The following is a 14,000-nucleotide window of genomic DNA, read 5'->3' as shown; positions in this document are numbered from 1 at the left end:
AACTTCTCTTTGATTCCAGCTCTCGCGCTATAAATTAAGGAGAACCAAATGAGTTCAATTCAAAAGTATCAAGTCAAATCTTCAGGAAAAACACAATGGCGCGTTCAATATATTTCAAGTGTTGATCCACTTACTGGAAAGAAACATAAAAACAGCAAACGTGGATTCAAAACCCGAGCTGCAGCTAAAGACTTTCTCAACAAAAAGCTTGCTGAGATAAATGATTATGGTTATGCAGAAAATACAGACATTGATTACAAACAAGTATATGAGTATTTTCTTCTTTCATATAAAAATACAGTTAAAGGTAGCACACTAAATCGCGTTAAGGGCCTTTTTAAGCACCACATCCTACCGGCCATAGGAAGTTTCAAGGTAAAAGAAATAACCTCGCCTATGTGCCAAGAAGTTGTTAATGAATGGTCTAAAGAGTTATCTTCATTCAAAATGCTGAAGTATTATGCAAGTTTAGTATTTAATGAAGCTAGGCGGTTAAAAATAATCTATGAAAATCCCATGGACATGATCATCATGCCAAAGATTGAGCAAAAGATCGGTAGCGATGAATTAACAAATTTTTGGACTAGGTCTCAAGAACAACATTTCTTTGATGAATTAAATATACGTTGTGGCCATGGTCAAAATGATATGGCCATTGCCCTATTCCGATTATCATTTTTCACCGGAATGAGAAAGGGTGAACTATTAGCACTTCAAATTGACGACATCGATTTTGATAAAAGAACTTTACGAATTAATAAGACTGTCAGTCGTGGAGAAGATGGTAAACCAACAATTACCGTTCCCAAGACAAGAAATTCTAATAGAATTGTCGGTCTTGATATTAAGACCATTAATATATTAAAGAAATGGATTGTTAAGCTACGTAGAAGAATGGTGTTCTATGGATTTAACATCGATACCACCGTTAATCAGCTGCTCTTCCCCAATACTCGTAATAAGCTATTGGGATTAACAAAGATGAATCGTTGGTTAGATTATTTGATAAAATCATATAATCACAGAAAAAAAGATTCCGATGAACCATTGAATAGAATCAATGTTCACGGAATCAGACACACAGTTTGTTCATTAATGCTTGAATCTGGTGCTAGTATCAAGGAAGTCCAACTACAACTTGGACATTCCGATACACAGATGATTTTAAAAATCTACTGGCACATTTCAAGTAAAGCACAGCTCAACACAGTTAACAAGCTATCTAAATTTGCTAATTTTTAAACTTTTATTGGAGCCATATTGGAGCCACGAAGCTAATTTATCGAATTAGTAGCCTTTAACACACTGGTATTACTGGATTTCTGGCAAGACGGGTATAGTTCTCGTAGTTCGCTTTATGAGGTTTTAAAACGTAAGAACACTGTTAAATCAGTGTTCTTTTTTTCAATTTAAATTATTTTATAAAATCAGCATAAAAGTGTGTCACGGAGAATACGAATCCAAATGGTGTAAGAGCTGATATTTATCGTTAGTCTTAAGGGACAAATGATTTTTTTGAAGAAAAAAGATTCATATATGTATGAATCTTTTTGTTTTGTATAAACATTAATTTATGCCTTAACTTTAGATTAATACTATTTACCCATAGTACTGCTCAATAACTTCACTCTTTTTGTTTCTCCATAGTCTCTTGAACCAAAACATATTTGTCATCACACTTTATTACACATCCAATGACAAATAATATATTACTTATCTTCTAATTTTGCAGACAGCATAACATGTTGTACAACCTCATTTATTATATAAATCATATAGAAAGTACAATAAAGCAACAGAAACATCCAAAATAAATAATACAAGTCCTTAACAAAATTATTTACTTTTAAACTCATTAAATTAGAGAGTAACGATATTGTAGCAAGAACTCCCCAAATTACAGAACCCCATTTATATGGAAAAATAAATCCTTCAAAAGTATGATTATCACCATTTATTATTAAGTGCAAATCTTTTTTATTGTATATTATTATTATTATAGCTATTGCAGCGACTATCATTGATATAGCTGATACCGCTATCGAAAAAAATGACATACTATTATTATTCATAAACGAAAAGAATCGTATCCTATAAACGTTATTTTTAAAAACAAAGTATGAATATATTATTACAATCGTTATCGAACAATAAAAACTCCAATTTATTATCTGCCTTTTAGGAATAACACAAATCTGATGCAAGAATTTTGAACGCTCATATACATCACTTTTTCTTGCCATTTAAATCATCTCCCATTTGAGAAACAATTGTCGCTTTTAAAGAATTGACAGATGTTAAGTCATTTACATTATCTTCTTTAATTTTTGCTGAAGCTGCATATTCTTTTGAGGAAATTGTTCTAGTATGATTTCTCGCACCCACCCTTGCTTTTATAGAACCAAAGCCAGACCTTACAATAACTAAAAAATCAGATAACAAATCTGTTGGTTCTTTTTTTTCTTTTCCTTTATTTTCATCTTCCTCATCCTTATATTTCCTTATTCCATCTTTTTCATTTTCTAATTCAAATTTACCCTTTGGAGCATTATTATTTAACAAAATATCACTAATAGAATTCAAAGTCCTTGGATCATTGGGTGTAACATAATTCAATGTTATTTTCCTAATGGTATCCTCAAATAACTCCCGTTCAAATTGGGTATATCTCATATAAACTTCAAAATCCAATTCTCCAATATTTACATCTCGTGATAAAATCGTTTTTAAAACTGACAGTCCAATATCATAATGTATATATTGATTTGACTGCATAATAACAACTTCATCATCCACAAAATAATAAAAATGAATTTTAAGAGCCCTATCCACCTCTTCAGGTTCAGTTTTTACACCTTGTAAAATATCAAACGTTGTTTTGGAGACTTTAACTACATCCCCAGATAGAACATTATCCTCTATCTCAGTGACATTTGCTAATGTCCACCTCACTGGATTCAATAATTTATCATCTGATTTACCAAGTCTGTACAATCTTGATTTACCATCATATTTACTAAAAGATTTTATACGTTCCGGTATCAGATTTTTTTTGATATTATTCAAATCTTGATTAAAAATATTGGCGTTAATATTCAATTTTGATCCATAAAATTTTAATTTCATAATTAATTCCCCATATAAAAGTATAATTATCTAAATTAAACACCTTAGTCAGCATCCTATCAATATAGTTATTGAATAAAGCAATCCCCTCACCATTGTTCAAGAATTGCTGTTTACTAACACAATCTAGTAACTATTATGTGAATAAATTTTATTATATAAATTTTTCCATTTCTCCATAACTTCATCAAAGCGGGTAATATATATCACATATTTCTAAAGTACATATATTTGCCCAATTAAAGTAAAAATGTTTTTAATAGAGATAATTAATATATATGGGGGTATCAAAATGAAATTCAACATTAACATGAACTATATAGGTATGGATGAAAAAGGCGAAATAACCAACCTTGTGTTACTGCATAAATTAATTGAGGAGACAAAGAACAACTTAGAAAACAAGGCGTATCTAACTTCTCTAACAACAGCTTTAACGCTACCTGATATTTGTTTTTCTTTATTGAATACCGATATGATTAAATTGGAATTGCCTTACCTAGTCCATTCCCAGTCATTTTCTGAAAATCCATCTAAATGGAATTCGTCTTTCAAATATGCATATTTTTTAAACAAATATGCAGATATTAAGCAGATAAACTATAAAGAAAATTCCCTACCAACTGATAATATTATGATTGGCTTTTTTTCCTACTATCTGAGATGTTCGCTTCTTCATGAAGGACGTATAGAACTTGAAAATAGCATGAACTTAAGTGCCCTATCTTTTTTCATGACCGATTTACAGCATCTCTTCGAAACAAAGAATACTAATATTAATTCAAAATTTAATAAAAAAAATACCTCCGAAAATATTAAGAAAAACAAAACTGAGCTTAGATTTGAATATATCAAAGAACATCGAATTAGTAATGATAAAATGGCTCAAAATAACATGAGACTTAAAATCAAGATGAACATTGGACCTAATTATGCTCCTGGGGTCATAAAAAATGACAAGAACGGTTGCTTTTTTTCTATAAATTCCAGCGATTTAATTAATTTGATTTTGGAAGCAAGTAATAAATTCATATATTCGAATGATATAAACAACAAAATTTACAATCAGGATATTTATTCCCCTGGGAAGGTTTTTTTAAATAATTCAACTAGCAAACTAAACAGAGATTTTCTTTCATAAAATTTTATACTTTGATTATTTTCATAAGAACTAAATTTGAAATTAGGATCAAGTTTAATAAATATATTTATATAATGTTTCAAACATATCAAAAAGTATCACACGACAAAGTTAAATGCTTTTTAATGTGCTGTAAAACTACTAATACCCTCTCGAAAAAGCTTTTCAAAGAAAGTATCCAATTCCTCAACACTCATTTCAGGATGACTCAACCAGTATTTAACCAATCCCAACAAAGCTGACGAAATATATTGAGCCAGTAATTCCTTCTGCCTGCTGTCTAATCCATTGAAACGGTGAGAATTTTCAATCGTCTTCAATCCTTTGGCAGTTAGGAAATTAACAAAGCTATCGTAGAACTTAGAATCTCCATTAGGACTCAACAAAATGGTGATAATTGCCCTTTTTTCATTAATCGATTCCAAAACTCTTAAGACCTGAGATCTATCATCCTCTTCACTAATTCCATATTGATCAATTTTATCCAAACCATTCAAAATATCATCTTCAATAGCTTCCAAAATAGCAAGTTTATTAACATAATGACGATAAACTGTTGTCCGGTTGACCTTGCTGTAATCGGCAATTGCCATAATCGTGATTTCTTCCAAACTCTTTTCCTTCATCAACACCAATAAGGCTGTCTGAATTTTTTCATCTGTATTATTCATAATTATCCTCTCTGCAACAAATTCAACTAACTTGTGGCTTAAAAATATTTCCTTATTTTCTACTATTTTGGTAGCGAATACAATATGGTTTTTGAATTAAAAAACATTGAATAAAATGTATTTCTCTATGGATTTATTGATAGTGAATACTCTCATCCCTGGAAAACAGCCAAAATAAAAAGACCACTTCGTTTGAAGTGATCCCTTAAATTAAACTTTAAATTAAACCATCTTTAATTTTCCGACAGCTTCTTCAATTGTTTTACCATCTGCAAAAACGTGAGTGTTTTTATCTTCAACAGTAAACAACTGAGATTTTGTATTTAATTCTACGCGATACTTCATTTGTCTACCTCCCAATTAATTATTTCTTTATATCTGCTCAACGGATAATAAGTGAAATTATATTCTTTATTCATTAAAATGCAAGCCCTTTCTTTTTAATAAATGTCGCCTAAAGATATTTTTTAGGTAGCATTTCTTTTTAAATCTAGCTATAATCTATGTACAGATAATAAGGAGAAGATGCAAAATGAAGAACATGTCCAAAAAAGAATATCCGTCGTGGTACCCTCGTAAACGGGGGCATAACACAGTAGAGTTTAATAAACCAGATAAATGGTACGAATGGTCGGCCATTCTGGATGTTATCTTTTTTGCGATTTTTTTACTTATCATAAATCATTAGACTAAAGGAGTAACGCTTGGATCATAATTCCAAATGCTACTCCTTTTTTAATTGCCTCTATTTAAGAGATATCAGTGGATAAACTCGATTATTAACAACTAATGTTATATTTTTATATTCCAAATTTGCTATAATTAAGTTAAGGAGGCGGTAACATGGGTTTGAATATTAACTTGGTGAACGGTCGTAGCATTCACATCACTGACGAAACATATATTATTGCATGGAAATATCAATCATCAATGATGGCAAGTAACGATGACCACTATTATCTAGATTGCATTTTTAAGGGTGGTTTTGAGGACGGCAAGATCACTGAAGAAGATGAAGAGAACAAATTGGAAGGCCTTATCAGTGCAGCCGATTGGTTGACAATTGGTAAAGACAACAAGAACTCTTTGAAAACTACCGCTGTTTTAAGTATCACTAGAGACTAATCGCATACTAAAAAGACCCCAGTCAATTGACTGGGGTCTTTATGCTCTCTGGGGGGAAAGCAGTAATCAGAATTTTGATTACGCCAAATCTTAACATTAAAAAAACACAAATTCCAGAGAAAAGCCTGTATACAAATATTTAGTTATTCATTGATTGACAGGCTTTTGAAGTAGCTTCCAATGTATCGCAAAAATCCTCTAAACCATCTTCTGATCCATTGTCACAAGCTGCCTCAAAATACTTAACTTTATAATCAAGTTTCTTCAAATATCTCTGAGATTGTTCAATTTGTTTCATAACTTCATCACGTTGACGTTTGAACATTTCCAATCTCGCCTGCAAAGTATCATTACCTGCCATCGACATATTGATAAACTCACGGATTTCTTTCAGAGACATCCCTGTTTCTTTCAAACAAGCAATCAAGTCTACAAAATCCATATCATCGTCAGTAAATTCACGGCGACCACCATTCCCACGATGTACAAATGGCATTAAGCCCTCTTTATCGTAATAACGTAGTGTGTAGCTGGAAAGACCAGTCTTCTCTGACACTTCTCCAATTGAATAAGCCATATTGGTCTCCCTCTTTTCTTTAAAAAATATTAATACTAGTATACCTTTAGTAACAAAATTTTTGTACTTTTTAAAATTTTGGACGTCTCCAGGACCGAGAATATTCACCTGCTATGCGGAACGATTCGAGCTAAAGTACGGTCTCGAATCTCGGTTTGAATCCTTACCAAAGAACGGTAAGTCTCCAAACTCGCCCGGTGGTGTAATGGCTAAAGCCATAACGCCACTCCCACAGCTGGTGAATATTCTCGCTCCTTCCGACTAATTTGGTTCGCAAATCAACATAATTAAATTCATAGAAATTCTGATTATATAAATTGCATCAACTCAACAAAAAAGAAGACCCTGATGGCCTTCTATTTTTTAATTAACTGAATCAATAAATGAATCTGTGACATTGTTTTATCACGAATATCATCACTGATTATTTTTTTATTTTTAATAATTAACTCTTCATAAATCGATCTCTGCAAAATCGAAACAACGGTATCAACCAAACTGCTTATATCTTCTTCATTAGCAATCTTGGTTTTATCCTGAATCGACTTCACACTGATAACTAAACTGCTTTTCAGTCGATCCAAAATTTGGGAAATCCATTTCGACTGGTCATTTGATAAAATTGCACGCTCTCGAATCGTAATCATAAAGGAACGGTAGCCCTCTTCATTTGAGAATAGCTCACATATTCCTTCATAAATAGTATCAATCAACTTTTCAAAACCAGCTAAGTCATTTATATCAAGACGTATTTCATGAACGAAATGTTCTCGATAATCCATTCCTTTTTGAACAATTAAATCCAAGATTTGTTTCTTACCCTTTGGAAAATAATAGTAAAGTGAACCATCAGATATATCAACGGAACGACTAATTTCACGAGTTGTTGTGGCTTCGAAGCCTTTTTTAACAAATAAATCTTGAGCAACTTCTAAAATTTTTTCTTTTTGGATGTCGCTTTTCTTCATATATACCTCTAGGCTCCCGTTATTGTTTGGAAAATAAGATAAACATTCAAGATAATTAAGACAACCGTTGCGAACCAGGCGCTGTATTTAACCCAATTCTTATTCTTGAAATCTCCCATCAATTTCTTATCACTGGTGAAAATAACTAGTGGAATGATGGCAAATGGCAACGCCACACTCAAGAATACTTGTGAGAAAGTTAAAAGATTTTCAATTTTGGCTTCATTATCATGATAGTAAATGGCGAAAATCAAAACTGGTGTTACTGACAAAAGTCTTGTTAACAAACGTTGTGCCCAAAGTGGCATCTTTAATCTGATGAAACCTTCCATGATAATTTGTCCGGAAAGTGTCCCTGTAATAGTTGAACTTTGACCTGATGACAACAATGCTATGGCGAATAACATACTCAAGATTGGACTGGCAATTGCACCAACGACTTGCTTGTTACTCAAAGCGTTGAACAAATCAACGAAACGTCCCAAATCACTGTTAGTGCCATAGAACAATGCGGCACCTAAGATTAACAATAAACTATTAACGATAAATGCTAAGAATAATTGAATATTTGAATCAATTGTTGAGAATTTAATTGCCTTAGCAACGTCTTTCTTATTACTACGATCAACTCTTCTAGTTTGTGAAATTGATGAGCCTAAGTACAAATCATGTGGCATAACAGTCGCACCAACGATACCTAATGATAGGTAAAGCATTGATTTGTTAGTAATAATACTGCTGGCTGGCAAGTAACCTTCCATAATTCCTGAAATACTTGGCTTAGCTAAAAATACTTCATATAAAAATACTAATAAAATAACTGTAACCAAAGTAGCTACGATAGCTTCAATCTTTCTAAAGCCTAATTTCATTAACAATAGTAGAATCAAAACATCGGCTGCGGTAATCAAAATACCCACAATCAGTGGAATATTGAATAACAACTTAATAGCAATACCAGAACCGATGATTTCGGCGATATCAGTTGCCATAATGGCTAGTTCAGCAATTATCCAGAGAATGAATCCGCCGGTCTTAGAAGTCTTCTCACGCGTCAATTGAGCTAAATCCTTACCCGTGACGATTCCAAGTTTTGCTGACATTGATTGTAACAACATCGCAATCAAACTGGAGATAAGTACCACTGACAAAAGTGTGTACTTAAATTGTGCTCCACCAGCGATTGATGTGATCCAATTACCAGGATCCATGTATCCAACCGCGATTAAAACACCGGGACCAGTAAAGGTCATTAATGTTTTCCAGAATCCAGCGTTTTCCGGCACTTCAATACTACCGTTGATTTCATCTAGACTCTTGTTATCAGCTGTACTTGAGCTGACAAACTTTTTGTTTGTTTCTGTTTCACTACCATCCCTCATAGTAGTACCTCTTTTCTATTGGTTTAGAAATTCGGTGATATATTATCATTTGAACTTATGACGTTATCTCCGTATTTTTCAGACAAATTAAGCACACGATTAAACTATACAGCTCTATAAATTATTATATTTTGAATAATTTGAGCGTGCGCTCAATTAACCATTGATACTATATCACGATTTACAGAAAAATACAGGCTTTTTTTTACGATTTTACAAATATTTTTGCAAAAAAAGACCTATTTCGAAATATTCCGAAATAAGTCTTTTTATCATTTTAAAATTTTAAATAGTCGAATTAATACTGTGACATATATGTATCACGTTCCCATTGGGAAACTGTCTGTTGATATCTAGCCCATTCAGCATTCTTGGCAGCAAAGAAACTGTTTGTTAGTCCCTTACCAAGTGATTGTTGAACATATTCATCTTTACGTAGTGCTTTCAAGGAGTTGTGTAAAGTTGAAGGAAGATCGACAATACCTTCTTCACGACGTTTGTCTTCTGACATTTCGTAGATATTATCTTTAACTTCTGGCATCAAATCGTAATCGCTCTTAATACCATCAAGACCGGCATCAAGAATACATGCGATTGCTAGGTATGGGTTAGTTGTTGGATCAACACTTCTCATTTCAATACGTTTTGACTTACCTTTAGCAGCAGGTACACGTACAAGTGGTGAACGGTTCTTACTTGACCAAGCAATGTAAGTTGGTGCTTCATAGCCTGGTACTAAACGTTTATATGAGTTAACTGTTGGATTATTAACAGCAGTCAAGGCACGAGCATGTTTCAAAATACCACTCAAGAATTTCTTGGCTGTATCTGACAACATATCGTTTTCATCATCAAAGATATTGTCGTTGCCGTTAAACAATGACATATTGATGTGCATACCTGAACCATTGATACCTTGCATTGGCTTTGGCATAAATGTGGCATACAAACCATGTTCTTTAGCGATTGTCTTAACAACAAGTTTGAATGTTTCGATACTGTCTGCAGCTGACAAAGCATCTTCGTACTTAAAGTCAATTTCTTGTTGTCCTGGTGCAACTTCATGGTGACTAGCTTCAACTTCAAAGCCCATCTTTTCAAGACCAAGAACGATATCCTTACGAACATTTACACCTAAATCAACTGGTGAAAAGTCGAAGTAACTACCATCATCATTAAGGTGAAGTGTTGGATTACCATGTTCATCTGTATTGAATAAGAAGAATTCTGGTTCTGGTCCGATATTAAAGTTAGTGTAGCCCATGTCACGCATCTTCTTGATGATTCTCTTCAAGTTTACACGAGGATCACCTTCAAATGGTGTGCCGTCTGTCTTATAAATATCACAGATCAAACGAGCAACCTTACCATGTTCTTCACCCCATGGGAAAATCAACCATGTTGATAAGTCGGGATGTAGTAACATATCACTTTCTTCAATACGTGTGAAACCGTCAATTGATGAACCATCAAAAGTAATCTTGTTTGCTAGAACTTTATCTAGTTGAGAAACAGGAACTTCAACGTTCTTAATGATTCCGTTGATATCTGTAAACATTAAACAGATAAATTCAACGTTTTCATCGTTAACCATTTTTGTAATATCTTCTGCAGTATAATGTTGCACTTTTAACCACTCCTATTGGATATACCGATTTTTTTGAGACAACTAACAAACGTTATTAATATACCGTTCTATTAATAATATGATGATAATACCAATTACAAATCATAGTGTCAAATATTTTCATTATCATTTTCAATAATTTTAATATTTAACGCTGGGCCGTCTCCAGGACTGAGAACATTTATCTGCTATGTGGACCGATTCGAGCCACAGTACGGTCTCGAATCTCGGTTTGAAACCTTACCAAAGCCCGGTGGTGTAACGGCTAAAGCCGTAACGCCACACCCACAGCTGGTAAATGTTCTCAGTCCTTCCGACTATTTTATTTTAATAAATAAATAATTAAATGAAAACTTCCAATCACCATAAATAAATTACAAATTGTATTGTTAAAAGACCAGTTATAATTTATTTCTTTCAATTTTCATTTTCAAAATTACTGCATAAAACATAGTGCTAGTTAATGATTCATTCTAAACATTCATATCAACTATATTTCAATATCTAAAACGAACTGAGCAAAGATAAATTAGTCGGAAGAGACGGGATATTTAAATATAAACACAAATTGCATATGAAAATTTTATCATAATTAAACCGATTAATCGTATAAATAATTTGACTTATTTCCGTTTTCCCGTTAAATTATAGATACGAACGAAATAGAATATAAAAATAATAATTGTTCGTTATTAATGGAGTGAATGATAAAATGCAAGTATTTGATTATGAAGATATTCAACTAATACCGAATAAATGTATCGTCGATAGTCGCTCAGAATGTAATACTGAGATCAAATTTGGTCCAAAAACATTTAAAATCCCGGTTGTCCCTGCTAATATGCAGACAATCATCGATGAAAAGTTGGCTGAAAAATTAGCTGCGAACGATTATTTTTACGTTATGCACCGTTTTGAACCCGAAACACGTGTTGATTTCATTAAAAATATGAATCAAAAAGGATTGTTTACCTCCATCAGCGTTGGTATCAAAAAAGATGAATTCACATTCATCGATACATTAGTTGCTGAACACTTAAAACCTGATTACATTACCATTGATGTGGCTCACGGTCACAGTGATCGTGTCATTGAAATGATTAAATATATTAAGACCAACCTGCCAGAATCTTTCCTAATCGCTGGTAATGTCGGCACTCCTGAGGGTGTTCGTGAATTAGAGAACGCCGGAGCTGATGCAACCAAAGTCGGAATTGGACCTGGTAAAGTATGTATCACTAAATTAAAGACTGGTTTCGGTACTGGTGGTTGGCAATTAGCCGCTGTGAGACTCTGTGCCAAAGCCGCAAGCAAACCCATCATCGCTGACGGTGGTGTTAGAAACGACGGCGACATCGCCAAATCTATCCGTTTTGGAGCCGATATGGTCATGATTGGTTCCCTATTAGCTGGTCACAAGGAATCTCCTGGTAAAATCATTGAAAAAGACGGTCAAAAATTTAAAGCATACTTCGGTTCAGCTTCACAATTCCAAAAAGGTGAATACAAGAACGTCGAAGGAAAACGCATGTTAGTTCCATATAAAGGCGAAATCATGGATACATTGACTGAAATGCAACAAGATCTACAATCATCAATTTCTTACGCCGGTGGCAAAGATCTTAAATCACTTCGTAAAGTAGATTACGTAATTGTTAAGAACTCTATTTACAACGGTGACGTTTACTAATTTTAAATTAGACAAATATTAGATATTTATTTAAAAAATGAACAAGTTTTTATAAAATGAGCAGACCTCTGACGAATCAGAAGTCTGCTCATTTGGTTTTTTTGAATTGAAAGAACACCCTAGTTTGAGAGTTAGAGGGATGGAACCAGCAGTGATAGTGGTGTTAGGTCGGTGTTCTTCCGGCCTTACAGCACAGGACGTATTTTGAGACGCGGCCTTCGGCTCAAAATCGAGGATCGAGACCGTACCTTGGCTCGAGCCGGTTCCACAGCGGTTCCATCCCTCTAACTCTCAAACGGCATATTTAAAAAACAAGACAAAAGAAAAAGAAGCTGACGACTGGGTGTTCGTCAGCTTCTTTTTTTATGAATGGGATAGTTCATGTTCAATTTGATATAATCGGTTGTCCATCAAACAACTTTAGCTGTATCAAATTTATCATTACTGTAACACATTACTAGATAATTAAAAAGCGTGAAAACTTTTAAGGTAAAAAAGATTTTTTCTAATTTTTTCAGACTATACATCTAGTAATGAACTACATTTGTCAAATATTTAAAAATTTGGTAGGACAATTTGTCTTTTTAAAATATCGGTTGTTCTCATTTAATTATTCATCTGACGAGTGGTAAAACGATGAATTCCTTTATTTCGTTCTTCAAATCCTTCAGTCTTGCTAACGATAAATCTAGGACGATTGTTGACTTGATCCAAAACACGACCTAAGTAACTTCCTAAAATCCCAATCGATAGCATCAATAATCCTAATGTGAACAAAAGAATCGTCACGCCGACACCAGCTAAACTGAAACTGCCACTTGCAATCATATAGCCAAGTGAGAAAACACCACTGACCAATGGCACGATTGAAAAAACATTGACGAATTGCAATGGTTTCATTGAGAAAGACGTGATTCCGTCTAAAGCTAACTTAACCATTTTGGAAAGTGGATACTTTGTTTCACCAGCAAGACGTTCTTGACGATGATATTGCACACTAGTCTGCTTGAAACCAATCCAAGTAACTTGTCCACGGACAAATGGATCTTGTTCATGCAATTTCAATAATTGATGGACAGCTTTTCGATCCATTAGTCGAAAATCACCAGTATCAAGTGGCATGTCAATCGTGGCTAACTTCTTGAAAGTCCGATAGAACATTTTAGCAGTGAATTTCTTGAAGAATGTTTCGCCATCACGTTGCATTCGCTTGCCATAGACAATCTCATAACCTTCATTCCACTTCTTAATCATTTGCGGAATGACTTCTGGAGGGTCTTGCAAGTCAGCATCCATAACGACAACGGCATCCCCTTTGGTATATTGCAAACCAGCGGTAATGGCCAGTTGATGTCCAAAGTTACGGGAAAACTCGACCAACTTAATATTATCGTGTTGTTCAAGTGCACGTTTGATAATTCGAACTGATTTATCCTGTGATCCATCATCAACGAATATTAGTTCATATTTCTCTTCTTGTTGTTCGATATAATTTAATAACGTATCAATCGTCGCTTGAATCCCAGCCTCTTCATTAAAAACTGGTAGAACGATTGAAATTAATTGATCTTTCATAAGCGAACGTTCCTTTCATTGATTAATTCGTTTGAAAGTTAGTACTACCTCCACTGATGACCATATTGCCAACATCCAACTAAGTTTCATTTGAAAAACCGGTCGGAAGAAATGATTA

The 14,000-nt window shown here is 33.6% G+C and carries 13 protein-coding genes; 4 read left to right on the top strand and 9 right to left on the bottom strand.

Annotated elements, in window-relative coordinates; genetic code table 11:
- Nucleotides 1-48 precede the first annotated feature (48 nt).
- Nucleotides 49-1,242, top strand: coding sequence for a site-specific integrase (locus AAA923_RS00250; protein WP_338213825.1), 1,194 nt, complete (start codon nucleotides 49-51; stop codon nucleotides 1,240-1,242).
- Nucleotides 1,243-1,709: 467 nt separating this feature from the next.
- Here AAA923_RS00250 and AAA923_RS00245 read toward each other — a convergent pair whose 3' ends face one another.
- Together AAA923_RS00245 and AAA923_RS00240 are read right to left on the bottom strand one after the other, a co-directional pair.
- Entirely contained in the window at nucleotides 1,710-2,243 is a 534-nt protein-coding gene (locus tag AAA923_RS00245) for a hypothetical protein (protein ID WP_338213823.1), read from the bottom strand.
- Complete coding sequence (locus tag AAA923_RS00240; RefSeq protein WP_338213821.1) at nucleotides 2,227-3,126, bottom strand: hypothetical protein; 900 nt, start codon at nucleotides 3,124-3,126, stop codon at nucleotides 2,227-2,229. Before AAA923_RS00240 ends, AAA923_RS00245 begins: the two co-directional genes overlap by 17 nt.
- A gap of 292 nt (nucleotides 3,127-3,418) precedes the next feature.
- Between AAA923_RS00240 and AAA923_RS00235 the strand changes: the two genes are divergently transcribed.
- Nucleotides 3,419-4,267: a hypothetical protein gene (locus tag AAA923_RS00235; RefSeq protein WP_338213820.1), complete on the top strand. Its 849-nt coding sequence runs from the start codon at nucleotides 3,419-3,421 to the stop codon at nucleotides 4,265-4,267.
- A 122-nt stretch (nucleotides 4,268-4,389) separates the two neighbouring features.
- On the opposite strand, the gene AAA923_RS00230 is transcribed toward AAA923_RS00235, so the two are convergent.
- Together AAA923_RS00230 and AAA923_RS00225 are read right to left on the bottom strand one after the other, a co-directional pair.
- Nucleotides 4,390-4,938: a TetR/AcrR family transcriptional regulator gene (locus tag AAA923_RS00230; RefSeq protein WP_338213818.1), complete on the bottom strand. Its 549-nt coding sequence runs from the start codon at nucleotides 4,936-4,938 to the stop codon at nucleotides 4,390-4,392.
- 222 nt (nucleotides 4,939-5,160) lie between these two features.
- On the bottom strand, nucleotides 5,161-5,283 hold the full coding sequence (locus tag AAA923_RS00225) for a hypothetical protein (protein WP_263390694.1): 123 nt from the start codon (nucleotides 5,281-5,283) through the stop codon (nucleotides 5,161-5,163).
- Between the two features lie 498 nt (nucleotides 5,284-5,781).
- Here AAA923_RS00225 and AAA923_RS00220 point away from each other — a divergent pair, with 498 nt between their 5' ends.
- On the top strand, nucleotides 5,782-6,063 hold the full coding sequence (locus AAA923_RS00220; protein WP_338213816.1) for a hypothetical protein: 282 nt from the start codon (nucleotides 5,782-5,784) through the stop codon (nucleotides 6,061-6,063).
- 139 nt (nucleotides 6,064-6,202) lie between these two features.
- On the opposite strand, the gene AAA923_RS00215 is transcribed toward AAA923_RS00220, so the two are convergent.
- From AAA923_RS00215 to glnA, 4 genes are all read right to left on the bottom strand, one after another.
- Nucleotides 6,203-6,640: a MerR family transcriptional regulator gene (locus AAA923_RS00215; protein ID WP_338213815.1), complete on the bottom strand. Its 438-nt coding sequence runs from the start codon at nucleotides 6,638-6,640 to the stop codon at nucleotides 6,203-6,205.
- A 356-nt stretch (nucleotides 6,641-6,996) separates the two neighbouring features.
- Complete coding sequence (locus tag AAA923_RS00210) at nucleotides 6,997-7,608, bottom strand: TetR/AcrR family transcriptional regulator (RefSeq protein WP_338213813.1); 612 nt, start codon at nucleotides 7,606-7,608, stop codon at nucleotides 6,997-6,999.
- Between the two features lie 8 nt (nucleotides 7,609-7,616).
- A complete protein-coding gene (locus AAA923_RS00205) occupies nucleotides 7,617-8,990 on the bottom strand; it encodes an Nramp family divalent metal transporter (protein WP_338213811.1) in 1,374 nt (457 codons plus the stop codon).
- A 298-nt stretch (nucleotides 8,991-9,288) separates the two neighbouring features.
- Nucleotides 9,289-10,617: a type I glutamate--ammonia ligase gene (glnA, locus tag AAA923_RS00200; protein ID WP_338213810.1), complete on the bottom strand. Its 1,329-nt coding sequence runs from the start codon at nucleotides 10,615-10,617 to the stop codon at nucleotides 9,289-9,291.
- 712 nt (nucleotides 10,618-11,329) lie between these two features.
- On the opposite strand from glnA, the gene guaC reads away from it, so the two are divergent.
- Entirely contained in the window at nucleotides 11,330-12,307 is a 978-nt protein-coding gene (gene guaC / locus AAA923_RS00195) for a GMP reductase (RefSeq protein WP_338213809.1), read from the top strand.
- 606 nt (nucleotides 12,308-12,913) lie between these two features.
- Here guaC and AAA923_RS00190 read toward each other — a convergent pair.
- Nucleotides 12,914-13,882 carry a glycosyltransferase family 2 protein gene (locus AAA923_RS00190; protein WP_338213806.1) on the bottom strand — a complete coding sequence of 323 codons (969 nt, stop codon included), beginning with the start codon at nucleotides 13,880-13,882 and terminating at the stop codon, nucleotides 12,914-12,916.
- Between the last annotated feature and the right edge of the window lie 118 nt (nucleotides 13,883-14,000).

Source organism: Companilactobacillus muriivasis (genome assembly GCF_036246245.1).
Taxonomy (GTDB): Bacteria; Bacillota; Bacilli; order Lactobacillales; family Lactobacillaceae; genus Companilactobacillus; species Companilactobacillus muriivasis.
The sequence above is the reverse complement of the archived record's forward strand: the minus strand, read 5'-3'. Positions and strand labels throughout refer to the sequence as shown.